At 37.9% G+C, this 25,290-nt stretch carries 26 protein-coding genes; 3 read left to right on the top strand and 23 right to left on the bottom strand.

Annotation, left to right across the window (positions count from 1 at the left end):
• Positions 1-68: 68 nt before the first annotated feature.
• The 5 genes from EPR_RS08265 to mnmG form a co-directional block, all read right to left on the bottom strand.
• A complete protein-coding gene (locus EPR_RS08265) occupies positions 69-995 on the bottom strand; it encodes a c-type cytochrome (protein ID WP_200762751.1) in 927 nt (308 codons plus the stop codon).
• Complete coding sequence (locus EPR_RS08270; RefSeq protein WP_200762752.1) at positions 992-2,248, bottom strand: cytochrome b; 1,257 nt, start codon at positions 2,246-2,248, stop codon at positions 992-994. Before EPR_RS08270 ends, EPR_RS08265 begins: the two co-directional genes overlap by 4 nt.
• Positions 2,249-2,258: 10 nt before the next feature.
• Positions 2,259-2,759 (bottom strand): ubiquinol-cytochrome c reductase iron-sulfur subunit, encoded by a 501-nt coding sequence (gene petA / locus EPR_RS08275; RefSeq protein WP_200762753.1) that lies wholly within the window; start codon positions 2,757-2,759, stop codon positions 2,259-2,261.
• A gap of 63 nt (positions 2,760-2,822) precedes the next feature.
• Positions 2,823-3,692 carry a hypothetical protein gene (locus tag EPR_RS08280; RefSeq protein WP_200762754.1) on the bottom strand — a complete coding sequence of 290 codons (870 nt, stop codon included), beginning with the start codon at positions 3,690-3,692 and terminating at the stop codon, positions 2,823-2,825.
• A gap of 163 nt (positions 3,693-3,855) precedes the next feature.
• A complete protein-coding gene (mnmG, locus tag EPR_RS08285) occupies positions 3,856-5,754 on the bottom strand; it encodes a tRNA uridine-5-carboxymethylaminomethyl(34) synthesis enzyme MnmG (protein ID WP_200762755.1) in 1,899 nt (632 codons plus the stop codon).
• A gap of 107 nt (positions 5,755-5,861) precedes the next feature.
• On the opposite strand from mnmG, the gene EPR_RS08290 reads away from it, so the two are divergent.
• Genes EPR_RS08290 through EPR_RS08300 form a run of 3 tightly spaced genes read left to right on the top strand, consistent with a single transcriptional unit; the run spans position 5,862 to position 7,285 of the window.
• Positions 5,862-6,470 (top strand): riboflavin synthase, encoded by a 609-nt coding sequence (locus EPR_RS08290; RefSeq protein ID WP_200762756.1) that lies wholly within the window; start codon positions 5,862-5,864, stop codon positions 6,468-6,470.
• A gap of 16 nt (positions 6,471-6,486) precedes the next feature.
• Entirely contained in the window at positions 6,487-6,984 is a 498-nt protein-coding gene (thpR, locus tag EPR_RS08295) for an RNA 2',3'-cyclic phosphodiesterase (RefSeq protein WP_200762757.1), read from the top strand.
• 7 nt (positions 6,985-6,991) lie between these two features.
• Positions 6,992-7,285, top strand: a complete 294-nt coding sequence (locus EPR_RS08300) for a cupin domain-containing protein (RefSeq protein WP_200762758.1) — start codon at positions 6,992-6,994, stop codon at positions 7,283-7,285.
• A gap of 2 nt (positions 7,286-7,287) precedes the next feature.
• Here the strand turns inward: EPR_RS08300 and amrA are convergent, their stop codons facing one another.
• The 18 genes from amrA to EPR_RS08390 form a co-directional block, all read right to left on the bottom strand.
• Entirely contained in the window at positions 7,288-7,866 is a 579-nt protein-coding gene (amrA, locus tag EPR_RS08305; protein ID WP_200762759.1) for an AmmeMemoRadiSam system protein A, read from the bottom strand.
• A 10-nt stretch (positions 7,867-7,876) separates the two neighbouring features.
• Positions 7,877-9,715, bottom strand: a complete 1,839-nt coding sequence (locus EPR_RS08310) for a GGDEF domain-containing protein (RefSeq protein WP_200762760.1) — start codon at positions 9,713-9,715, stop codon at positions 7,877-7,879.
• 62 nt (positions 9,716-9,777) lie between these two features.
• Complete coding sequence (locus tag EPR_RS08315) at positions 9,778-10,536, bottom strand: tRNA (5-methylaminomethyl-2-thiouridine)(34)-methyltransferase MnmD (RefSeq protein WP_200762761.1); 759 nt, start codon at positions 10,534-10,536, stop codon at positions 9,778-9,780.
• 16 nt (positions 10,537-10,552) lie between these two features.
• Positions 10,553-10,969 (bottom strand): hypothetical protein, encoded by a 417-nt coding sequence (locus EPR_RS08320; protein WP_200762762.1) that lies wholly within the window; start codon positions 10,967-10,969, stop codon positions 10,553-10,555.
• Positions 10,956-11,252 carry a hypothetical protein gene (locus EPR_RS08325; RefSeq protein ID WP_200762763.1) on the bottom strand — a complete coding sequence of 99 codons (297 nt, stop codon included), beginning with the start codon at positions 11,250-11,252 and terminating at the stop codon, positions 10,956-10,958. The genes EPR_RS08320 and EPR_RS08325 overlap by 14 nt, the downstream gene beginning before the upstream one ends.
• Before the next feature lie 26 nt (positions 11,253-11,278).
• Positions 11,279-11,830, bottom strand: coding sequence for an S-ribosylhomocysteine lyase (luxS, locus tag EPR_RS08330; protein WP_200762764.1), 552 nt, complete (start codon positions 11,828-11,830; stop codon positions 11,279-11,281).
• 69 nt (positions 11,831-11,899) lie between these two features.
• Entirely contained in the window at positions 11,900-13,105 is a 1,206-nt protein-coding gene (locus tag EPR_RS08335; protein ID WP_200762765.1) for an NAD(P)/FAD-dependent oxidoreductase, read from the bottom strand.
• Positions 13,106-13,255: 150 nt separating this feature from the next.
• Complete coding sequence (locus EPR_RS08340; protein WP_200762766.1) at positions 13,256-14,254, bottom strand: thiamine pyrophosphate-dependent enzyme; 999 nt, start codon at positions 14,252-14,254, stop codon at positions 13,256-13,258.
• A gap of 12 nt (positions 14,255-14,266) precedes the next feature.
• On the bottom strand, positions 14,267-15,484 hold the full coding sequence (locus EPR_RS08345; protein ID WP_200762767.1) for a 2-oxoacid:ferredoxin oxidoreductase subunit alpha: 1,218 nt from the start codon (positions 15,482-15,484) through the stop codon (positions 14,267-14,269).
• A 38-nt stretch (positions 15,485-15,522) separates the two neighbouring features.
• Positions 15,523-15,927: a 4Fe-4S dicluster domain-containing protein gene (locus EPR_RS08350; protein WP_200762768.1), complete on the bottom strand. Its 405-nt coding sequence runs from the start codon at positions 15,925-15,927 to the stop codon at positions 15,523-15,525.
• Between the two features lie 10 nt (positions 15,928-15,937).
• The gene (locus tag EPR_RS08355; protein WP_200762769.1) at positions 15,938-16,495 is read right to left on the bottom strand and encodes a pyruvate flavodoxin oxidoreductase subunit gamma; all 558 of its coding nucleotides are present in this window, start codon (positions 16,493-16,495) and stop codon (positions 15,938-15,940) included.
• A gap of 95 nt (positions 16,496-16,590) precedes the next feature.
• Positions 16,591-17,253: an HAD family hydrolase gene (locus tag EPR_RS08360; RefSeq protein WP_200762770.1), complete on the bottom strand. Its 663-nt coding sequence runs from the start codon at positions 17,251-17,253 to the stop codon at positions 16,591-16,593.
• A 31-nt stretch (positions 17,254-17,284) separates the two neighbouring features.
• Positions 17,285-18,784: a peptide-binding protein gene (locus EPR_RS08365; protein ID WP_200762771.1), complete on the bottom strand. Its 1,500-nt coding sequence runs from the start codon at positions 18,782-18,784 to the stop codon at positions 17,285-17,287.
• Positions 18,785-18,820: 36 nt separating this feature from the next.
• Entirely contained in the window at positions 18,821-19,225 is a 405-nt protein-coding gene (locus EPR_RS08370) for a rhodanese-like domain-containing protein (protein ID WP_200762772.1), read from the bottom strand.
• Positions 19,226-19,286: 61 nt separating this feature from the next.
• Positions 19,287-19,676 carry a 30S ribosomal protein S9 gene (gene rpsI / locus EPR_RS08375; protein ID WP_200762773.1) on the bottom strand — a complete coding sequence of 130 codons (390 nt, stop codon included), beginning with the start codon at positions 19,674-19,676 and terminating at the stop codon, positions 19,287-19,289.
• A gap of 3 nt (positions 19,677-19,679) precedes the next feature.
• Positions 19,680-20,099 (bottom strand): 50S ribosomal protein L13, encoded by a 420-nt coding sequence (gene rplM / locus EPR_RS08380; protein WP_200762774.1) that lies wholly within the window; start codon positions 20,097-20,099, stop codon positions 19,680-19,682.
• A gap of 98 nt (positions 20,100-20,197) precedes the next feature.
• Positions 20,198-22,921 carry a RecB-like helicase gene (locus EPR_RS08385; RefSeq protein ID WP_200762775.1) on the bottom strand — a complete coding sequence of 908 codons (2,724 nt, stop codon included), beginning with the start codon at positions 22,919-22,921 and terminating at the stop codon, positions 20,198-20,200.
• Positions 22,921-25,260, bottom strand: coding sequence for a PD-(D/E)XK nuclease family protein (locus EPR_RS08390; RefSeq protein ID WP_200762776.1), 2,340 nt, complete (start codon positions 25,258-25,260; stop codon positions 22,921-22,923). Before EPR_RS08390 ends, EPR_RS08385 begins: the two co-directional genes overlap by 1 nt.
• Positions 25,261-25,290 lie beyond the last annotated feature (30 nt).

The raw sequence follows: 25,290 nt of genomic DNA on the forward strand, positions 1-25,290 counted from the left end.
AAGAAGCAGAAGAAATTTTTTTTAAGAAAAGTTAGATTTCAAGAGGCATAAAAGCCTCTTGAATTTTATTAATGTACTTCTCTCCAGATCTGCTTTTTCCACAGATATGCAACTACAGAGAATAGTATGAAATATAGAAGAATCAAAGGTCCAAGGAAATTTCTTTCATCTTTTTTCCTATCACCCACTTTTTCCATATATGTTACAACCTCTTCAGCCTTCTCTTTTGTAAGACCGACTCTTGGCATTGCTGTTCCGTGAAGAAGCAGTTGAGGATCACCTATGAAATTCATCAGATACTCTTCACCTTTACTTCTGATCATCATAGAAAGATCAGGAGGCGTAGTTCCCAGATATTTTTTAAGATTTGCTTCATATTGTGCAAGTTTTACATTGAATTCCGCTTCCTGAACAGCATCATCAAACTTAGGCTTCTCACCAAGTACTGTCCAGTTATCATATTTCATATTGTGGCATCTTCCGCATGCATCTTCAAATACGGCTTTTGGTTCCATCTCTTTTGGTGCGATAGACTTCAAATAAGCAACTATATCTGCAACTTCCTGATCAAGATCTCCGCCTGCACCGTAGAATGCCGGCATCGGGAAAGGCTTTGACTCATTGAATTTGTGATCTACCTTCAATGCGTGTGCAGGATTTTTTATCAGGTTCGCCAAAAACTTCTCATCATAAAGTGCACCTGCACTGCTTAAATCAGGCGGATTTACACCGTAACTTCCACTTGCACTGACAGCATCCATAGGAGCCGGCATACCTTGCGACTCTATAGAGTGGCAGCCTGTACAACCTGCCATCTGAATTGTCTCAGCACCTTTTTTGGCATCTCCTTTTTTAGGAAGACCGGAAAGATCGCTATATGTATAGTCGACCGGCTCTACATGAGCATGCATTTGAGAATGTGCAAACGGTTCAACTCCCCAATATGTAAGCAAAGTGAAAAATATTACAACTGCCAATATTTTCAATTCTCTCATGCAGCACCTCCTGCTCTCTCAGCCTCTTTTTTTGTGATTGCAGGAAGCGCAACCAGCAACGATACAAGGAAAACTATTGTAGCAAAGAATCCTATCCATGCGTTAATACCTGTTGGAGGCAGTTTTCCCCAGATAGTCAATACAATCATATCAACAACAAGAATCCAGAACCATATAAAGAAAGGCCCTCTTTTGTGAGCTGGTTTAACAACCGGACTTCTGTCAAGAACAGGCATAAGGAAGAAAATAACGTTTGCTATACCGAATGCCGCAAGACCTATATCCATCGCCGCAATAGGCCCAACATCGAAGAAGAACCCTCTTAGAACCTCATAACTCCACAGGAAATACCACTCAGGATATATGTGAGCCGGAGTTTTCATCGGGTTTGCAGGATCAAAGTTGATCGGGTCCATTGCAAAATTGTAATGATAGAAAACAAGATAGAAGTAGAAAATCATAAATACACCCATAACAAAAAGGTCTTTGCTAAGGAAAACCGGCCAGAACGGAATAACTTTTGACTCTTTTTTCTGTCCCGCTTTATATTTTTCTGCTTCTGCATCAAAATCTATCTCTTCACCCTCCTGATTGTTAACGTGAGGGATTCTTAGACTATAGAAGTGAAGTCCTATAATTCCCATAATAACTAATGGAAGAAGAAGAACATGAAGCATAAAAAATCTTGTCAATGTTGAGTCTGCAACATAGAAGTTACCTCTGATCCATATAACAAGCTCATCACCTATAAAAGGAATACCGCCGAAAAGATTTGTAATAACCTGTGCAGCCCAGTAGCTCATCTGTCCCCACGGAAGCATATATCCACTGAATGCTTCTGCAGAGAAGGTAACAAAAAGAAGCATACCGCTTATCCATATCATTTCGCGGCCTCTTTTATATGAACCATAGTAGATAGCCGTAAACATATGTATATATATAACAAGGAAAACAACAGATGCTGCAACAGCATGCATATGTCTCCACAGCCATCCAAAATAGACCTCTTGCATTATAGTGTAATTAACACTGTCAAAAGCCAGTTTTGTATCCGGCTTGTAATACATTAGCAAGAATATACCGGAAATCAAAAGTACCGTAAACATTGTCATAAGGACAACACCCATTGCCCAGAGAAAATTGATATTCTTAGGAATCCAATATTCGGTCATCATGACCTTCATGAGTTTATTGACGGCCAGCCTCTGGTCTAGCCACTCTCCTACACTGTTTGCTTTTTCAAAATGCGCCATATTCCGCTCCTTACGCTTTGCCGACTAATTTTTTATACTCAGGTCCCTCTTCGCCAAGCACAAGTTTTGTACCTTCTATTTTAAATGGAGGAATATCCAACGGTCTTGGAGGAGGTCCGAAAGTGTTTACACCACATGCATCAAATTCGCCACCGTGGCATGCACATTTAAATATCTGCTTATCAGCTTCCCACGCAGGAATACATCCCAAATGCGTACAAAGACCTATCGCAATCAAATAGTCCTCATTGCCTACCATGAGGTCTCTGTCGTCGCATTTCTTCATCTCTTTTGATTTTTTAAGGATAAAGATAGGTTTGCCCCTCCACTGAACAGTTCTAAACTCTCCTTCTTTCATAGGAGATAGATCTACAGTGGTAAAACCGGCAGCCATTACACTTGGAAGAGGATCCCAAGTTCTTTTCATAGCATACAGAGAGGCTACGCCGCCTACTGCTGCTACACCGCCGAAGACCATTCCTATAAAGTCACGTCTTCCTTGATCAGCCATATGACTTCCTTTGTTTTGAAATTAATTTTGTCGCTTTATTTTATAGGAGCTTTATTTAAAAGTTCATAAATTCAATCTCTTTTTTAGCTCTGTAGCAGCATTTGTTACACTTTTGTCATTAATTTTTTTTATATTGTAATTTTTTGTAACATTTACAGTTTCAACAATTTCATTTTTACTGAAGCATTTCAATACAGGTATCCCAAGCTCCTCAAGAAGAGTAAAATAGTGATTTTCTTTATCATCTCTATGTATATATACTGGATTTGAATTCGCAGCTAAAGCTTCAAGAGCCGACTGAGCCGAAGAAGTAACAAAATTTTTACTTTTTAAAAGAACTTCTTCATACATCTCTCCTTCATAAATATTATTAAAATATTTTTTAAGTTCTTTATCATACCCCATAAAAAAATAAAAACCTTCCAATAGATCAAAATTTTCATCTGCAAAAGCTTCCGCATCTTTTAAAAGTTTTTTTTCGTAATCGTCATCACCATAGAAAAAAACTTTTTCATACTCTTTGTCTTCTTTCTTAAAATAGGTCTTATCTATCAAAATCGCATTTATGATATTTTCGCCCTCCAGATAAGGTGATATTACTATCTCTCCATTTTTTACACTATCTGTGGGATCTGTAGAGACTCTCACAAAATGACTGAAGTACTCAATCATTTCCTGATGCATAACCTCATTGTATTCGTCGCTGTCAAATATTACTATATCTCCTCTTTCCGTAATATTGGGCATATTTCTTACATCGTCAATACCCACACTTCTTCTGACACCTAGCTCTTTGGCATACGATGCGGCCCTGAAATCAGAAACCATCAAAAGCGGATCAAACTCTTCAAACTCTCTCATCAGAGCAATTACCCTTCTCATCCTGTCAAGCCCTACTCTATGACCGGTTTTTGCATAAAAAAACAGTTTCATCTTTTTCCCTTTTTTTCGTAATTCGTAATTCGTAATTCGTGATTGGTTGAGAAGCTTTCCTTCGTCCTTATCTGGTGAACTGGCGTCTGGCGGTGCAATCGCTCCGCTCTGCACATCGCCATCGCCGTGCGAGCCTAAAAAAGCAAAGCAGTTTGCTTTTTCTTTACGGCTCTCCCTTCAGTCTTCTTCCTTCTTTCCGCAATTTCTCTCTCATCTTTATATAGATATGAAGTATCTCGATGGCAGCAGGAGTTATTCCGCTTATTTCACTTGCAGCAAAAAGAGTTGGTGGTCTGAATTTCTTGAGTTTCTCTTTCACTTCGTTGCTCAATCCTGAAATCGAGTCTATATCCAGGTCTTCAGGTATTTTTATACTGAGCATCTCTCTCATTTTGTCAATCTGCTCTTTCTGTTTCTTTATATACTGATGGTATTTTGCTTCTATTAAAATCTGCTCTTTTGCATCATCACTGAACTCTTTTATTTCCGGAGCTATTTTTTCAAGCTTTTTCATATCAAAGCTTTTTCGTGAGACGATATTTAAAAGATTTGTCTTATCTGTTATTTTGCTCTCATTTATCTCTTCGAGAAACTGGAGAGTCTCTTTTGTAGGTGTCAAATATCTGTTTTCAAGAATCTCAAGACCTTTTTGTATCTCATCTGCTTTTTTAACCATCTTGAAATATGTCTCTTCATCTATAAGACCAAACCTGTATCCATACGGCATAAGTCTAAGATCGGCATTGTCTTCTCTTAAAAGAAGCCTGAACTCTGCTCTGCTTGTAAACATCCTGTAAGGCTCTTTTGTCCCTTTTGTTACAAGATCATCGATCATAACTCCGATATAAGCTTCATCTCTTCTTAAGATAAAAGGTTCCTCCCCCTTTATAGAAAGAGCAGCGTTTATTCCGGCCATAAGTCCCTGGGCAGCAGCCTCTTCATAGCCGGTTGTACCGTTTATCTGACCTGCAAGATAGAGCCCTTCTATCTTTTTGGTCTCAAGAGTATGTTTAAGTTCGGTCGGATTTACGTAATCATACTCTATTGCATATCCGAATCTGACAATTTCGGCATTTTCCAAACCCTTTACACTTCTTACCATCTCCACTTGAACATCGGTGGGCAAAGATGTACTCATGCCGTTTATATAGTATTCGGTAGCTTCAAGTGTCTGCGGCTCAACAAAAATATGGTGTCTCTCTTTCTCACGAAATCTAAAAACTTTATCTTCGATACTAGGACAGTATCTGGGTCCCACACCCTCTATCTGACCTGTAAAAAGAGGGGCTCTTTCAAAGTTACTCTCTATTATTTCGTGCGTTCTTTCATTTGTATATGTAATAAAGCAGGGGAGCTGAACGGGATCGAAGTTTTTCCTGTCCGTACGAAAACTAAAAGGAATTGGGTTTTCATCACCTGGCTGTATCTCCATTTTGGAAAAATCGATACTCTTGGCATCAATCCTTGCGCATGTCCCGGTTTTAAGCCTTCCTGTCTCCAAACCCAGCTTTTTCAGTGACTGGCTTAGTCTGTTGGATGCAAATTCGCCGGCCCTTCCAGCTTCTTGAGTAATATCGCCTATATGAATAACTCCCTTTAAAAAGGTACCGGTAGTGATAACTATCTTTTTGGCATGATATATATTTTTGAGATTTGTTATAACGCCGGCAACTCTTCCTTGTTTTACAAGAATCTCATCAACCATCTCCTGAGCCACATCAAGATTTTCAGTCCCAAGAACGACCGTTCGCATATATATTCTGTATCTATCCATATCTATCTGGGCTCTGCTACCTCTTACGGCTGGACCTTTGGAAGCATTCAGTATTCTAAACTGGATTCCGGTTTTATCAGTTGCCAGCCCCATCTGGCCTCCAAGCGCATCAAGCTCTTTTACAAGATGCCCTTTTGCGAGCCCTCCTATGGCCGGATTGCAGCTCGCCGCTCCAATCTGTTCGGCAAGAATGGTTATCAAAAGTGTCTTCATACCCATTCTGGCACTCGCCAAAGAGGCCTCTATCCCTGCATGCCCTCCGCCTACAACGATTACATCGTATTTCATTCATATCCTCTATATTCTTTGATTTGCTGATATAATTATATCTAAGATTGTTTTTCGGTTTTAGCTATGTTTATAATTTAAATAAAATTTTTATAAGAAGGAAGAGCTTGTTTACAGGATTGATAAGAGAGATAGCGGAAGTTCGTGCCTTTGAGAAGAACGTTTTAAAACTGAAAGCAAAATACAGACCCAATGTGGGCGATTCTATAGCGGTAAACGGGGCATGTCTCAGTGTAACCAAAGTATATGAAGGCGGATTTGAAGTCGAGCTCTCACATGAGAGCCTGGAAGTTTTGGCGCTTGAAAACTACAAAGACAAAGTTCATATAGAACCGGCCATGAAACTTGGCGACAGACTCGAAGGGCATATTATCCAGGGTCATATAGATACGGTGGGGGTTATAGAAAAAATCATAAAAAAACCCGGCGGCTATGATTTTTATATAAAAATTCCTCCTCAGTTTATAAAGTTTGTGATACCTAAAGGGAGCATCGCCGTAGAAGGTGTAAGTCTTACCGTAAATGACGTATTTGAAGATAGCTTCAGATTGACGATTATCCCTCTTACAATGAAAGAGACACTTTTTGGAATATATACTCCCGGAAGAAGAGTAAATATAGAAACGGATATGTTTGCAAGATATCTGTACTATATGTTCAAAAAAGAGAAGAGTCTGCACTGGAGCGATATAGACAAAATTCAGGCACTCTATTGAAAAAGGATAAGAGATAATGCGGCTTTTTCTTGGAAGTTTTGCAACAATTTACAATTATGAGGATATAAAAAATGAGCTATCAAAGTATTTTGAAGGCAAATGGGTTGAACCACAAAACATTCATATGACTTTTCATTTTTTCGGCGATATATCCAATCCATCAAAGATTATAGAATCACTTGATGGTATAGAGTATCCAAAAAGAACTTTCAAACTTAAAAGATACGGAACGTTCGGCAGACCTCCTAAAGTTCTTTTTGCCGAATGCAAAGATAAAGAGATATACAGACTTTATGAAGATATAGAAAAAAGAGTGGCAATTGCTTCTCAAAAGCCTTTTATACCCCACGTAACTCTGATGAGGATTAAAAAAACAAACGGAGGAAAATCGTTCCTCAAATATTTCGAAAAGACCAGATACAAAATCCTCGGAGAAATGAAACTCAGACTCTGCCTTGTAAGCAGCACTCTTACGCCTGAGGGACCTATATACAGAACTATTCATACATTTTAGGAGAATCATGAATATCTATGACTTTGAAATACCGCAAAAAGGTGAGATGTTCGACACACTTTTAAGATGTGGCAATGTGGAGATAAAAAGGATAGTGAGCGCAGAGAGTGTCAAAAGTTCTCTTTATATTCAGGATGAAGATGAGTGGGTTGTGCTTTTGGAGGGAGATGCTGAGCTTGAAATCAAGGGAAAAGCAAAAAAGTTGAAAAAAGGGGATACACTATTTATTCCGGCCAGAACTCCCCACAAAGTTACTAAAACTTCAAAAGGGGCTCTCTGGCTTGCAGTTCATATCCACTAAATTTATTTAAAATCCTCTTCACTGAATTTTTCAACCTGATATGTAAGAATTTCCGGATGTAGATCAAGGCAGTCGGGTCCAAGTCCAGCTTTCATACAAAGATGTGCGAAAAACTGGTCAAAATCGTTCAAGTCCTCCCATACCTGCGGTAGAAATGTTGCCTGATAGCCATTATATTTTAAAATAACACCATCGATTCCAGGTCTTATCTTTTTTCTTAAATCCTCTTTGTCACTGTAAGGCAAAATCTCCGGAACAGTAAGAATAGATATCTCTATGTTTATTTTCTCAAATTCGTCACGGCTCAAAGGAGCAAATCTGGGATCATGAAACGCAGCGGCTTTCGCATTTTCGATAACATCTTCCAAAAGCGTCCTGTACGGAATTATGGAGCCTATACAGCCTCTGAGACTTCCTTGTTCGTTTATAGTAACAAATGTAGCTCTTTTTTCAAGTAGTTCTGGAAACATTTTGGTCAGTCTCTCAATAACACCCTCATTGAGCTCTTTATGTCCCATAAACTCCTCTTTTATTGCCACTCTGGCAATATTTAGGAGCGTCCTTTTCAATCTTTCGTCCATAATTCATCCTTTAGTATGATTCATCCAAAGAGCCATCTTTGATCAGACTCTTTTCAAAATTTACAACTCTGTTTCTTCCACTCTTTTTTGCTTTGTAAAGCGCCACATCCGCAAATTTTATACATTTCCATATACTTTCACTATCATCCGGAAATATTGATGTTCCAACACTCAGCGTTTTGGTAAAATATCCATCCGGACTTTTGATTTTCTGTTTGGAAAATTCTGTTCTTATCTTTTCAGCTATTTTGGTTACGGCATCCTTATCACAGTTATAAAGCAGAACAAGAAACTCTTCCCCTCCGAAACGTATAGCGATATCGGAACTTCTTATTGAATTTTTTATAACTTTGGAGACAGTCCTAATCGCTTCATCTCCAACATCATGTCCGTATGTATCGTTTATCATTTTAAAATAGTCAATATCTATCATGAGTATACCGTATCTGATATTACTTCTAAGAGCCTGTGGTGCGGCTTTTTCAACAAACTCTTCCAAAAATTTTCTGTTGTACATGCCTGTAAGCTGGTCTATTCTGGCCATCTCTTTTAGCATTTTCATAAGTTTTTTGCTGACAATTGCAGGTCTTGCGGCATTTATATAGTCTTCGACAAGTGGTTCAAGTTTTCTAATTCTTTCGCTCTCCTCTTTGCTTTCGGAATATATGGAAATAATAAAGTTGAGCTCGTTGGAAATAGAATATGGAATGCAGAGATAATCCACACCCTCCTCCTCAAACAGTTCACAAACTTTTTCAAATATGCAAGAATCTATAATGGCATTTATCCTGTCTGCCCTGCATTCGCCTTCGGTTACTCTGCATCTGCATCTTTTGGAGGCATAAACAATTTTATTTGTTTTGGATGCCGTATCTGCTTCGATAAGTACAAAATCATCTATATGGAATCTCTTTTCAAGAAGATACGCTATTCTGTTATATACATCTTCAAGCTCTTTGTCATTTTCAATCGTCTTTTTAAATTTGTAAATATCAGAAAGCTGATTGACTGTTTTGTTTATACTTATAAGGGGATCCTTATCTCTCATCTGATTTGAGTTTCTTAAAAATATATAGACTTTGCTGTCTATCTCTTTGAAAACCTTCTGTAATTTTTCTAAAAGATTGTTGAGCATCTTTGCAACAGATTTGGTTTCGCTTGTAAAACCTCCGTCAACCCTGCCGGAATAGTCTCCATCATATGCTTTTTGCATCACCCTTTTTATAGAATAGAAGATATTTACATAGGGTTTCAGGAAATAGTTGATGATAAAAAGCGCCAAAACAATAAAGACAAAACCTATAAAAGCGTTATACAAAACAGTTTTCAGGCTTGCACCTCTCCCTTCGGTTACATCGATAACCATACTCACTACACCAAGCACCTCACCCTCTTTTGCGTTATGACATTTCAGACAGTTGGGTTTTTCAAATGCAGATGCAATATAGGGAATACTTATTCTAAAAAGACTTTTGTCCGCAGTTTCTGTAATCTCTTTCATAACTTTGCCGGTTTTCAAAACCTCTTTGTCTATGTCGTCTCTTGCTATTTCGTTATTGAGCCCTTTTCCAAACTGTTTTATAACTGCTGGAGACCTTGCAATCCAAATCGATTTAACATTCTCAATTCTTTCTATCTGCTCAAGGAAATAGGATCTTTTGTCCATAAAACCGTTTACCATATGAGCAGTAAGTCCGTTTTTGACCACTTCCGCAGTCAGTTTTGCTTTCTGTTCCGCGTTTTTAAAACCATAGTCTCTGAATTGCAGCAGAGTATTAGCAGTTATAAGAATAAAAGCAACGGCAAAAATTGCCAATAACAGTAGAGAAACCTTTTGTCTTGTATTCATATCTGCCTCTTGTAATGTATATCAGAAAGGTTTTATTATAATATCATTTTATAACATAAGTTTCAAAGCAGAGCTTTAAAGTCAGCATCCTTGAGGCTTCTTGCCTCTGGATTTCTCTCTTTTTTCAATTCCATATCGATTTTTTCAAGAGGCAGTTGTCTTACACTTGCAACTGTTCCACTCCTGACACCTTCACTTACATTGTGATAGAGCAAAAAACCGTTTTCATAAAGGCCCATTCTCACAGGAGTTGCTGAAGAGTATGTAGTTAGAAGAAAATTATCTGAAGCTATTTTTTTCAGATCCCTGAAATACTCATATGTCCAAAGAAGTGGATTTTTTTTGGGACTAAAAGCATCCTGGTAACAGATATCAATATTTTTGGAGATTTTTTTTACGATATCTCTAGCATCACCTATCTTAACCTCTATCAAAAACTGTTCATCTTCATAAACTAGATCTTTTGAAAGGGTCTGGACAACTCTCCTGAAAGGCTCCAGTTCAGAGGGATACTGAAAATCCGAAAGATTTTTTACAAGATATTCATCTATCTCCGGAGAAATTATATGAACTTTTGTTTTAATACCTGTTTTTTTAAGGTGGTATATTGTTGCTAAAGTGTTGTAGCCGAGTCCAAAACATATATCCAAAACTGTCACCTGTTTCTTGTCTTTTTGAGATAAAATAGTCCAGGCGGGCTCTATATGTTTTTTCAAAGACTCTCTCAGGGCACCATCCCGCACACTGTGATAGCACTCATCAAAATCTTTGTTGTAAAGAGTAAGAGTTCCGTCTTCTGTTTTTTTCAATTCATATTTCAAACCCGAACCCTTTTTGCTATACTCCGTACATTAAAAGTCTTTTTGCAGTAATCAGATGGTATTCATCAAAAAGATCTATATCATTTGCCGCTGCAAAGTCCGCTTCTGATATCTTATCAACAGCTTCATACAGACCAAATCTATTTTTATCAAGCAAAACAACTAGTTCTGCGACAGCTTTAAGTGAGTTTTTTGCAGTCTGTAGAATATTTTCATCAAGCGTATCGCAGATAACTACATAGTCGTAAACTCCTCTTTTTGGTCTGAAATTATCATTTTCAAAAATATCAAGCTCTCCTTCACACCTTTGCAGCTCACTATTCAAAAGTTCCGAAATTTCAGAGGGAATATCGACTGTAGCAGCAATTTTGACAAAAGGATAAAACTTAAAAATCTCTAGAAAAAGTTTTGCATCTTTTTTAGACAACTTCATCTAACTCCCTAAACATAAAAGCTTCTAAAATATCCTCTACATAACTGTTCGGCATTGCCAAGAGCACTCTGGCTCCAAGCTCATAAACTGTATCAAGCTCTTCATTTTTGCTGTTGACTATAAAAAAATCGAAAAAATCTTCTGAAAAACTTTTTTTAAATTCTACATTTTCCAGTTTAGCTCCCTCTCCTAACTGCAAAAAAGCAAAATATTTTGCACTCTCAATCGAAGTTATTTTCGCTTCATCAATATCATTCAAATTTACGGGTATAACAACCAGCATTTACTTCCCCTCTCTTTTTTAAATGATTACTGGCCAATAACTCTTATATCTTCAATTTTAACATCACATTTATGAGTATCGATTTTATTTAAATCCAATACCAAATCCTCATTTTTCATAATCCCTATGCCGCTTTGAATTACATGATTTGCTATCTTTCTCGCCTCTTCAAGCGAATGCATTTTACAGCTTCCACACTGATATATATTCAACTCCGGAATCTGATCTGGGCTTTTCAAAGAGATTATATCTCTCATACTTTTTTCCCAGCTTTGAGCAACATCCAGCTCGCTTGGTGTTCCTATAACACTCATATAAAATCCCGTTCTGCAGCCCATAGGAGATATATCAATGATCTCAACCTCTTCGCTGTTTAGGTGTTCTCTCATGAAACCGGCGAATAGATGCTCTAATGTATGTATTCCTTTTTCGGGCATTATCTCTTGATTTGGTTTGCAAAATCTCAAATCAAACACTGTTATAGTATCACCGCAGGGCGTATTCATACTCTTTGCCACTCTTACTGCAGGGGCTATCATCTTGGTGTGATCTACCATAAAACTTTCAAGCAGAGGCATTTTTTCCCTTTATCTCTTATTTATATTTCATATAAACTTTATTTTCTGATGCTCAATTATACGCTAAATTCATTTTGAAATTTTTGAAAATCCTTCGTCTGCTTTTTTCAAAAGAGGTAATTTATATATTTTGAAAATCCCCTGTTTTGCAATATACGCGCTAAAACCACTGAATACAAAATTTCCGCTTCTTCCGATAGCATATTTCCCACCGAGAGCTATGAGCATACCTCTTGATTTTAAATCAGACTTTTTCATCTCTTTATTATCAACCATACAGATTATATTATGGACTGCAAGTTCGGCCGACTGTTCTGCGATATCTGCAGTCTGAGGAGCAATATTTCCTTCCGTATCTTTGATTTGCGCTATATCTCCTATCGCAAACTCTACTTCTTTACCTGCAACTCTCAGATACTCATCTGTGACTATCTGCAGTTTTCTGTTTTTTTCAACATCCAGCTTTTCGACAAGATCAACTCCTCTAACACCACCGGTAAATATCAAAAAGTCATGTTCAAGAGCCGCATCTGTGGAGAGACGTACATATTTTTTATTTACTTTTGTAATTTTGGCGTTAAATATCGTTTTTATTCCCAGTTTATTAAGTCTTTTTTGTGCGAGTTTTACCACTTTTTCCGGTAGACCCGGCAAAATAGTAGGCGTTGCACTAACAAGATAGATATTCAGGTTTTCACACACAAATTTATGACTTTTGTAAAATTCTTTAGCATAGCATGCCATCTCCGCAGCTATTTCTACACCGCTAAGACCTGCTCCTCCTACTACAATATTGAATTTTCTCGTACAAAGACTACCTTCAGTTTCTATTCTGTCAAAAAGTTCATCTTCAAATTTATGTTTGAAAATAAGTGCGTTTTGCAAATCTTTAATATCCCTTGAGTACTCTTTAAGCCCTTCAATCTCATCCATAAATGCAGTTTTGGCACCAAGTGCAATAATAAGAAAGTCATAAGAGACACTCTTTTTATTTAACAAAATAACTTTTTTGCTCTCAAAGTCTATATCTATTACAAAATCTTTTAAAAAAGAGACATTATCTCCAAATCCTGCACAAAGTGCAAACAGATCGATTGCAACATCAGAAATTTTTATTTTATTGGCAATAAAATCATACACTTCCGTTTGAAGATAATGGTACGGATGCTGATCAATCAAAACCGTTTCAAAATCTTCTCTCTCACTCAGTCTCTGAGCCGCTCTTATTCCGCCATATCCCGCACCCAAAATAACTATTTTTGTTTTCTTGCCCATTTGTGCCCTTTATGTAAGGCGTAGGAGCCTCTGTTTGCAGTTATTATAGCAAAGAATAAAGATTTGTGTAAGGATTGAAGAAATATTCGGTAGTTTTTCTATTTAAAGGCTGTTATACATAAAAAAGAGGCAAAGAGGCAAAATGCACTCTTATACGCCTGCCTCTTCTCTTTTTTGCAGATTTTCCCATCTAATATCGACCATTTTTTGCCAAAGGTCGATAATATGTCTGTTTTCAGGCTTAAACAGATGCTTAAATCTTGGCTGTGCGGCAAGATACTCTTCTACAGGTATTTTATTTTTAGGTCTGTATGTGATATTCAATTTAGTACTATATATAATTCCGTGTTCGTCTCTTTCATTTATTATCTCATATAGAGGCCAGACACAGCTTTCAACACCCAATTCACTCACATCAATAGTATTCTCCGGCGCATGTTTCCACTCTGTGGTACAAGCACTCATTGCATTTATATAAACAGGTCCCTTTGTTTCAAAACCTTTTTGAATCTTTTTGACAAGATCTTTCCATTTATTCGGTGCTACCTGCGCTACATATGGTGCACCGTGATCCGCCATAATCTCCACCATAGACTTTTTCATCATTTTCTCGCCATAACTTACGTTTCCGGCGGGACTTGTGGTAGTACTGGCACCTATAGGGGTAGAGGAGCTTCTTTGTCCACCAGTATTTGCGTATACCTCATTATCAAGACACACATACATAAAATCGTGTCCTCTTTCGAAACAACCGCTCAGCCACTGAAAGCCGATATCGTATGTGGCACCGTCGCCTCCAAAAGCGACAAATTTAGGTTCTCTCCCCTCTTCAATAGCCCTCATGGTCGACTCAGGAAGTCTGCCTTTTCTTTTTAAAACCTCATACATCACCTGCGCACTGGCAATTGCAGTAGAAGCGTTTTCAAAACCTATATGAATCCAGGAAACATCCCATGATGTATACGGATAAACTGCAGTACAAACTTCAAGGCATCCTGTGGCTGTTGCAATCAGCACCGGATTATCTGTAGCATTCAAAACCTCTCTAACAATGATGTTATGAGAACATCCGGGACACATAAGATTGGCGCCCTCATATCTATCGTTGGAAGTCGAAAACTCTTTTAGGTTTCTAATCTTTTTAGTCATTTTGTTCTCCTATTAATAAAAAGAGAGTTTAGGACCTCTCAGCCCTATAAACTGCTGCAAAGGATACTCACTTTTTCCACTCTTGGCACATCTGTCCAACTGCTCGTAAATATCAGTCAGGTGAGCAATAGTCGTATCTCTTCCACCCAAACCGTAAATATAGTTCAACAAAACAGGCGTTTTTCCGGACTGAAGCATCGCTGCACCAATCTCATTGAAAAGCATTCCGAACGTTCCTCCGGGTGCGCTTCTATCCATAGCAGCAATAGCTTTTACATTTTTCAGAGCTTCTTGTATCTCTTTGAAAGGGAATGGTCTTAAAACTCTTATTCCCAAAACTCCGGCTTTTACACCTTTTTCTCTCATCCTGTCAGCTGCAATTTCTGCACTCTCTACTGTAGTTCCAAGAGCAACGATAGCAACTTCGGCATCATCCATTTTGTATTTGTGCAGAAGATCATATTTTCTTCCGGTAAGCTTTTCAAATTCGGCAAAAACTTTCTTGATTGTACTTACTGAATTCATCAGATCGTTATGCTGTCTCGCTTTATGTTCAAAATGCCAGTCTTCTTCAGTCTGAACACCGTGAGTAACCGGATTTGCAACATCTAGCATACTGTTTACAGGTTTATATTCTCCTATAAATCCGTAAGCTTCCTCATCTTGTAAAGGTCTCACATTTTGAGCCGTATGCGAACACAAAAAGCCGTCTTGATGAACCATTACAGGAAGTCTGACATTTAAATCTTCACCTATTTTAAATGCCATAAGCGTCATATCGTAAGCTTCCTGTGGATTGTAAGAACATAGATTTATCCATCCCGCATCTCGTCCAAGATACATATCGGAATGGTCTCCGTTAACGTTCAAAGGGGCAGCAAGCGCTCTGTTGACAACAGTAAGAACTATAGGCAGTCTCATACCGCTAGCTTGATACAATACCTCTATCATAAGAGCAAAGCCCTGAGAACTTGTTGCGGTAGCAACTCTTCCTCCGGCTGCAGCTGCACCAACACAACCACTCATAGCGCCATGTTCGCTCTCCACCATTATAAATTCGCCGTCAACATAACCGTCGGCCAAAAATTTGGAGTAGTTTTGAACGATAGGAGTAGAAGGAGTTATGGGGTATGCTGCAACTACATCTATCTGTGCCTGGCGAAGAGCCTGAGCAGCAGCCATATTGCCGTCCCAAACCTCCACTTCGTTTAATTGCATCTTTTCAGCCATTTCTTTTCCTTTTAATACATAATTTTAAAGATGTTATATTATTTTTTCTCTTTTTCTGGCCAACTAGCCAAAGCCTCTTCATTGTCCGTCTGTTCCGGAAACATCAATAGAGATTTAGGATTTGTCGGACAAACTTCTACACATATACCGCACCCTTTACAGTGATCATAATCGATACCTATCATCTTTTTATCCCTGCTTATAATAGAGATATCGGGGCAGAATATCCAGCAAAATTGACAATCGATACATAGATCTCTGTTGTAAACCGGTTTTTCTACTCTCCAGTCTCCAACACTAGCCTCATGGGAATTTGTAGGTGCATAAGGTCTCTCATCCATAGTAAGATCTACAACATTTTCAACAGGCTCTGTAAAAGAGAACAGGCAAGCTCCCGGAACCAGCTCATCCCACCCCAGTTCTTTTATATCTTTGCTACTCATTATTCATCCTTTATTTGACTTCGTTATATGCTCTCTCTATCGCAGCCATATTAGCATCGATGATTTTCTGCGGAAATTTAGATAAAACTTTTTTCATTGCATTTTGAAAATAATCCAACTCAAACATTCCCGATACTTTCATCAATGCTCCAAGCATAGGAGTATTTGGTATCGCTCTTCCAATCGTATCAAGAGATATTTTCATACAATCCACTACATAAACATCTTTTCCTTCAAGTTTCGGCTGAGCTTTTATAAGCTCTTCTTTAGAAAGGTGAGTCGTGATTATATATTTTGTGGTCTCTTTTTCGTTTGCTGTAATATCTGCTGTATATGTAAGACCCGGGTCAATAACAAGAACATAATCGGGCTTCATAAATTTTTCATGATTCAATATCGGCTCTTCATCAACTCTGTTGTATGCCGTCATCGCAGCACCTCTTTTAGCTGAACCGTAAAATGCAAATGCCTGTACATATTTGCCGGTATTTGCAACTACATCCGCCAAACCCTTTGCTCCGGTAACGGCTCCCTGTCCGGCCCTGCTGTGCCATCTTATCTCTAACATTTCAGCTCCCTCAATAGTCATAGTTAGTCCGACTATTGTAATGAAGCAGGACTTAAAAGCAGCTTTATTTTTGGCCTATAAGGAGATAATTTCTCCTATTTAAAAAGGTCTGTATTTTCGACTTTACGTATCAATTCCACAGCTTCTAAAACGCCTTCTTTTACATATTTTGAGCACCTTCTTAGCTCTCTTTCATTTCCGTATCCGCAAAGAACGGCAATGCTACTTATAGTAGCATCATTTGCCGACTTTATGTCAAGGCAGGTATCTCCTATCATCCAGGTATGCTCTTTTCGGGCATCTATTTTATGCATCGCTTTAAGTATAGGTTCGGGGTGAGGTTTTGGATGTATAACATCTTCTCTGCCGATGAGGACTTCAAAAAAATGCATAATTTTCATATGCTCCAGAAGCTCTGCCGAATATTTTGCGGTTTTTGTTGTAACTACGCCTAAAGTTGCAAAGGAAGAGGCGAGTTCGACAGCCTCTCTTGCCCCAAAAAGCAGGGAAGTCTTTTCTTTAGATATAACTCTATAGCGTTCTTTGTAGGCATCTACATAATTTTGCACCATCTCTTCGGCAACTCCGAGATGTAAAAACATAAAGTCAAGCGGATGCCCTATCAGAGAGAGGATCTTCTCTTTTTGGGGAACTTTTACATCAAATTTGCCGAAAGCATAAGCAAAACTCTCCAATATGGCATCAGTTGAATCAATCAACGTACCGTCTAAATCAAATAAGATTGTAATTTTTTTCAAAACTAACCTCTAATAACCTTCTAAGCCAAAATCAAGGCTTAATCCAATCTATCTCATTATGGAATATTCCTACTATAGAAGGTTCAATCGGTGTTATTTTTCTGTTGACAACAGTTATAGAGTTAGGAATGTACAAAAAGAGATACGGTTTATCGTCGGCTATGAGTTTAAATATTTTTTTATATACTTCTCCAAGCTTTTTTCTGTCTATTATACTCTCAGCTTCGCTTATCAGTCGGTCGACTTCTTCGTTTTTATATCCTACCAGATTGAATCCTCCAGGCTTATCTGAATCGCTGTGCCACAAAGGATAGGCATCCGGAGTAAGTCCCAGACTCCAGCCAAGCAGAATCGTCTCAAAATTTCTCGGATGAACCACAGTATTCAAAAACGCCTGCCACTCCATAGCTTTTATCTTTACTTTCACACCTATTTTTGCCAGCTGATACTGAATAATCTGCGCTGCATAGAGTCTTATGGAGTTGTTTGAATTTGTTGCTATCTCAAATGTTAACGGATGCTTTTCATCGTATCCTGCCTCTATTAAAAGCATTTTCGCTCTTTTCAGATCCGGCTTCAAAGGTTTTATATTATCATTATAGGCAAATGTTCCCGGCAGAAAAGGGCCCGTACAGACACGACCGTGTGAAAAGAAAAGAATATCCACCAACTCTTTTCTGTCTATTGCAAGACTCAACGCTTCACGCACTCTTTTATCTTTGAATTTCTCTTTTTTCAGATTGAATCCCAGATAGGTATATCCATGACTTATCTGCTCTACAATTTTATAATACTCCTTGAATTTTTCGTCTATCTGTCTCTCATACTGTAGCGGAGATAGTCCTCCCACATCCAATTTGTGCGATTTGAGCATAAGAAACTGTGTCGAGGGGTCTGGTATAAAATGGTAAACTATCTTATCTATATATGGTTTGTGTTCAAAATACTCTTCGTTTGCCACAAGTTCTATATCGGAAGATACGGAAAAGTTTTTAAGTTTATACGGCCCGGTCCCTATAGGTTTTTGGTTAAAACTGCTTGTCATAAGATCTTTTTCATCTCTCAAAACATGCTCAGGCAAAATTCCCATCATCCAGGTTTCCAAAGCTTTAAAATAGGGTTTTTTATATACAACCTTGATTGTCAAATCATCAATCGCTTCCACACTCTCTACAAATCTGAATTCGCTTGCATAAGGGGTAAATACTTTGGGAGATATTATTGTTTTATAGGTAAAAACAACATCTTTTGCACTGAACTTCTCTCCGTCATGCCAGTAGACATTGTCTCTTAGTTTGAAAATAAGAGTTCTGTCGTTTTCGAAATAGAAACTCTTTGCAAGATCACCTGTAACATTGCCGTTTTTGTCATACTTTACAAGACCGTTGAAGATATGGCTTGCTATGGTACTGCTTGCACTGTCGGTAGCTAAAATGGGATTTATTCTGCTGGGACTTGCGGAAATTGAGAGATGAAGAGTCGAGGCAAAAATATATACTGTAACAGATAGGAAAAATATAAAGAGTCTCATAACACAAAGCCTTGAACGGGAATTAACAATTCATTGTCACTTAACAGCTTTTACAGGCTTTTTGGACCTTATCCAGGCATATATGCCCCCACCAAGATCTGCGGCTTTTTTATATCCTAATTTATCGGCAAGAAAGTTTCCGACCACTTTTGTTCTGCTGCCCGTTCTGCAGACAAGAACAAAAGGCATATCTTTTGAAGGAACGACTTTTGCAAACTCTTTCATAAATCTGTTCAAATCATAGCCGCCTCTTTCATCAAAAAACATAATAAGCCTGCTGCCGGGAATTATACCTGTGCTTTTCCACTCCTGAGGCGTTCTGATATCAATAATAGGAACCTTTTGTTTTTTGAGTTTTTCCACCTCTTCTACAGAGAGCGTTTTGACTCCCGCTGTTAGGAGAATAGGCAAAAGTGATAGTAAAAAGATTATATTTTTCATAAGGTTGCCTTTTTGATAGGTAGAAACATTTCGGGCATAAGCCCGAATGTATGGAAGAGTATTATCTTTTTGAGAACTGAGGACTTCTTCTCGCTTTGTGTTTTCCGTATTTCTTTCTTTCAACTACCCTCGCATCTCTTGTCAAAAGACCCTGAGGCTTCAAAATAGATCTGAAAGATTCGTCAAAAGCTGTAAGCGCTTTTGATATCCCGTGCTTAAGAGCGTCTGCCTGTGCAGAGTATCCGCCGCCGAATGTTGTTGCAACGATATCTACGCTTGACTCCTGCTTTGTAAGAGTCAACGGAAGTCTTACTCTTTTCTTTATAGCTTCATGGCCGCCTAGCCACTCATCCAAACTCATGCCATTAACAATGATTTTGCCGCTACCCGGCGTTAACCAAACTTTTGCTATTGCTGTTTTTCTTTTTCCCGTTGCATATACTTTAGCCATCTGTTATCCCTTTACCTGTGCTGTGTGCGGATGCTCGCTTCCAGCATAAACTTTCAATTTTTTAAGCATCTGTTTTCCGAGTTTTGTTTTCGGAAGCATACCCCGTGTAGCAAGTTTAAATAGTTTTTCCGGATTCTTTTTTAGAAGATCTTCGAGTTTTTCACTTTTAACACCGCCAAAATAACCAGTATGTCTATGATACTCTTTGTTTTCCAGCTTGCTTCCGGTAAACTTGGCTTTTGATGCATTTATAACAACAACAAAATCGCCACAGTCAACATGCGGTGTATAAGAAGGCTTATGTTTGCCTCTAAGTATCGTTGCGATCTTTGTTATGAGTCTACCGAATGTTTCTCCTTCGGCATCCAAAACAATCCAATCTCTTTTAACCTCTTCAGGTTTTACCATTTTAGTAAACTTCATGTGCCCAAACCTTTATAGCTTTTTGAGAATGTGATTTTAGAACAGTTTTTATTAAAACTAACTTAATTTAAGTACTTTTTAAAGTTTTCTTCTTTTGCCTATATCTTTTCTATTAATATTTCATCTCGTAAAAGATATACTATCACACCACAACATCTATTACCTGTTATAGAAGAAACAGCCGACACATACTCCGTGACCTGTTTTATATGGCTCTCTCTTTCATTATATGAGCTTTTGTAGTCTATAACGGTATATCCTTCACTGTTTTCAACAAGAAGGTCAATCTGCTTTGTTTCGCCATTAAATAGCAGCGGTTGTTCTTTTAAAATCTCACCCTTTATAAGATTCAAAAAATCACTATTTGATAGAAGCATAGTCACTCTTTTTTCTATCTCTTCGAAACTCTGGCTTGTCAAAAATCCGCCATATCTGTTAAATGCAGCTTCCATAGCGGTACCAAGAGTTTTTATATCGTTTAAATCAATCATTTCCAGTACGTAGTGAAGAGCCTGTCCAAATAGAACCGAACTGAAATCTTTGCTCTTTGTATCTTTGTCGCTCTTTTTATTCTGCGGGCCGTAATACTCTTTTTCATATTCAAATTTTTCATGCTCTTTTTTCTCCGCCGATTTTACTGAAACCTCAAGCCTACCTTTTTGTATCTCTTCAAGCCCCAATCTGTCAAAAACAGAATTTTTCTCTTTTTTCAAAACGATCAACGAATGTTTTGGCCTTGTAAAAGCGACATAGAGGGCATTTAGCTCATCTTCGGCCTTGAGTAGATTCTCTTTTTGAAGAGCTAAATTATATAGCTCATCCACATTCTCTCTTCCTCCCATATTTTTATAGACTCTTTTGAGTTCAATTTCATCATAATCGAATATTATCGGGTCCCCTCCGCCTCTTTTTATTCCAAACCTGTCCATAAGCAGAACATGCCCAAACTCGAGACCTTTGGATTTGTGCACCGTAAGCACTTTTATACCTTTAGCCGAAGAGGGAACAATGCTTTCATCTATGGTTTCCAGCGAGAACAGAAAATCTCCCAGAGTACTGTATGTTGTACTTATCTCCAGAAGTTTAAGCAGATTCTCGTCGCCGTCAAAAAGATTGAAATCGTTTAAAATCCTTTTTATAAGCAGAGGAAGCCTCTTTTTCAGTCTCTCATAACTTTCCATATCAAATGAGATATCTTCAAGTCCGAATGAGGCTTCAAAGTTTTTCAGGTAGATCTCCTCTTTGAAATATATATATTTCAAAAACTCCACAACTGCTCTGACTCTCTCTTCATGAAGCAGTCTCATACTGCTTTCGCTCAAAACCGAAACACCCGGCAACTCATTTTTGATCTTCTCTTCTACGGCAAGACAGTCATCATTTTTAAAACAGAGAATCGCTATATCGTTTTCGTCAACTCCGGCATCTAGAAGGGCTTTTATCTCTTTTGTCATATTTCTTAGCAAATCATCGCTCTGCTTAACTTTTACAAACCCCTCTTTTTTGCTCATCGCCTCCTGCCTGACAAATCCTATGCGTCCTTTGTCATATAGAGGTTTGAATATCTCATTTACAAACTCAACAATCAGGCGATCACTTCTGAAATTTTGTGCCATCGGAACTACCCGGACGCAGTAGCGCTTCGCTACATACCCAAAAAGCTCTTTAAAACCTCCTCTGAATCGATATATAGACTGCTTGACGTCACCAACGTAGAAGAATGTCCTGAAACCGCTTCGCCCCTCGCCTGACGCTATCTCTTCGACAATAGGCTCAAGCAGCCTGAACTGCAAAAGACTCGTATCCTGAAACTCATCTATAAGGAGGTGGTCTATTTTGGAATCGAGTCTGAAATAGAGAAAATCGTTCTCTATTTTTTCTCTGAGAAGAGTTTTTGAAAAATTGAGTATATCGCTGAAAACCACTCTGTTGTTTTTCGTTTTATATAGAAAATTGACCTCTTTGAAAAGTAGAAAAAGATCGAAAAGCTCAAGAAAAAAATCCGCCTCTTTCGCATCGAAATATCTTTTAAGATGCTTTTTTATCATCAAAAGATATTCATCCATCTCCTCTCTGTAACATTTGTTGAATGGACTTCTGCTGTATTTGAGACTCTCTTTTGCAATCCAACTTTTTTTCGCAATTTTTTCTATACTCTCTTCATTTAGCATATTCTTTAGCTTTACGCCTATCTCTTCACACTCAAAAACAGCCTCTTTCAATATGTTGAAATATCTCAGTACCTCTTTTTTGAAAAAAGAGATATCGCTTTTTTGAAACTCAAACGAAAAATCTTCGCCACTCTCATAAAGCAAAACAAACAGCGAGAAGATATCTTTGAGTCTCTTCTCTTCAAGCAGGGCAAGACGCAGAAGTGAGTCAATTTTTCCCTGTTTATAGGCATATTTTAAGAAAAGAAAAATTATCTCATCTCTATCCTCTGCCGAGGATATGGAAAAATCGGGAAGTAAAGAGGCATACGAAGAGAACTTTCTCAAAACTTTTGCAAAAAAACTGTCAATGGTTACAATTTTCAGATCTGCTTTTAAAAACTTTTTGTATATATATGGCTGCTTTTTGAGAATCTCCTCTTTTGCAATACCTGTATCTTCGCTGATTTTTTCCAGTTCTGCTGAATCTTTCAAATTTTTCAGCGTATACGCTATCCTCTCTCTCATCTCGTTTGCAGCTTTATTTGTAAAGGTGAGTGCCAGAATTCTGTCGGGTAACGCTCCTGAAAAAAGAAGCCCTATGTATCTTACAACAAGAGCAAAAGTCTTTCCCGTACCGGCACTTGCCTCGTATGCCAAAAGTTTTTCCATCAATCTCTTCCACAAACTATTTTATATGGGCAGTATCGGCAATTTTTGAAATCCTGTGTCATAGAAAAATCGACCTCGCCTTTTTCAAGACTTTTCAAAGTCTCCTTAAGCAGACCCATTTTCTCTCCAAAAAACTTCTCCTCTTTCAACTTCCCGTCTTTCAGGTCATAATAACAGACTTTTTCTATCTCTCCGTAACCTAAAGAGAGTAGATAATAAAACTCAAGTTGAAAATCGACAACTTTTTCTTCTTCATATTTTGCCGGCAATTTTATATTTCCGCTTTTATAGTCTATTACATAAAACCTGCCGCTTTTGCTATCTATTCGGTCTATTTTGCCTTCCAGAACAAATCCTTCAAAAGAAGCGGTCAGATATTGTTCCGTTTTAAATACTCTGTACCCCGCCTCAAATCTTTTGATTTCATTTTCACAAAACGGTTCGATTTTTTTTGTCCAGATATCTGTCAAAAATCGCATGTACATATTTGATTTGTCCGTTAGTTTTTTCATCTCAGTTTCAAACTCTTTTTTGAGTTCGGCTACACTGAAATATGCATCTTTTTTCCTGTAAACATTTTTGAGTGCTTCATGAAGAATATTGCCCACTTCATTTTCAGCGACTGCTTTTGTAGGCATTTCAGCACTTTTAAGATTTTTGATATATTTATAGTAAAACCTTCTTTTGCACTCCAGCAGGTCTTTTAGTTTCGTAGCGGAAATTTTCTCTTTTTTGAAATCGTAATAGAGTTTTATCTCTTTGTTGGTTCTCTTTTTGGGGGTATTGACAGAAAAAAGTGTTCCTGCAATCTCTTTTTCAGCATAACTCTTTTTTTCAAAAAAGCCGAACTCCTCTATAAGCCTGGAAGGAGAATCAATATCGTTTTTCACATAACAGACCGCACATTTTTTGGCTTTTCTAAAAAGTTCGTAGTAGTAATATTTCTGAAGATTTTCTCTATCATTTCGGGTTGGAAGATTTGCCGATCTTCTGACTTTCGAATCCAAAAATATATCTTTTTCGCTCGGCTTTGGCACAATCCCTTCATTGAAATCCGGGATAATCACCCCTTCAAAGCTGCATCCTCTGCTCTCAAGAAGCCCCATTACTGTTATCTTTCCCCCCTGTACATCGTCAATCGACCTCTTTTGCAGTCTATTTAGAAAAATCCTAAGTTTTTTTGCGAAAGTATACTCTTTCATCACACCAAACAGTATTTTGAACTTCTCTATCTCATCTTCAAAAATTTCCCTCTCTTCCGCTTCGCTTTCAACCGCAGCTTCGACAACTTTTCTAAATTCATCAAAACCTGTACGTTTAGATGATATTTGCAGAAAATTTTCTGCAATTTCGGATAGAGACTCTTTTTCTATTTCAGTTTGGTTTTTTATAGACTCCCTATCGTTTATATACTCCAAAAGAAGAGTGAGCTTTTTATATGTAGATGTGGAGGAGTAGTCAAATCCCATTGCAAAATTGAGGTTGCGGGGCAGATCAAACAGATAGAGATACTCTTTGAAATTTTCGTCCGGCAAAATTACAGCAATATCTTCAGGCTTAATGCCGCTTTTCACAAAATCGTATATTTTTTTCTTTACAAATCCCGTCTGGGAGATTCTGTTTTTAAAAGATACAGCCTCTGCCGGCTTGGGCAAATTGAGTGCTTTTTTTTCCAATATCTCTTTGTTTGTCAAATCAAGGCTGTAGGAAAAGCCGACTTCAAGAGTTCCAAAGCCCAGTTTTTCCAACTTTTGGCTCATTTTCTCATTGAAGCCGTTAGCCGTATAATTTATAAAGAAGTCTCTCTCTTTTGAAATAGAATCAAACAGTTCAAGTTCAAAATTGGTAGCAAAACCTTCAAGATACAACTTTACATACTCTATCTGACCGATAAAATTTCTGTTCAACCTGTAAAGGGAGGGAATCTGAAATCTGTCAAAAAAAGAGTATTCTTCAAGAAGCTTTTCGTATCTTCTTTTAAGTTCCTGAAGGATATCAAGATGCTCGCTGTACTCTGCATATATATCGGTTATATAAAGTGAAGATATATCGACCTTTTCAACTGAAAGCTCTTCAAAAAATCTGAAAAAAAAATCGCTGTTTTTAAGAAATTTGAAAAAATCACGCTCTATTTTAAGTTTTTTGAAGTCATCAAAATCTGCAGCCCGCCCCAGCAGTATAACTCTCGTATCTTCGTCAACCGCCTTTTTTCCGGGAACGATAACGGATCTTTTTATAAACTCATCTATCGTTACCATTTTGGGCAAAAAAACATTCCCTTTTGCCTGAAGCCTTGCACGTTCCTGCCTGATAGCTCTAACTGTAGGGAAAATAAGCATCCATGCCCTTTGGGTAGCTTTTAAAAAGTG

The sequence above is a fragment of the Nitrosophilus alvini genome (genome assembly GCF_015100395.1).
In the GTDB taxonomy this organism is placed as follows: Bacteria; Campylobacterota; Campylobacteria; order Campylobacterales; family Nitratiruptoraceae; genus Nitrosophilus; species Nitrosophilus alvini.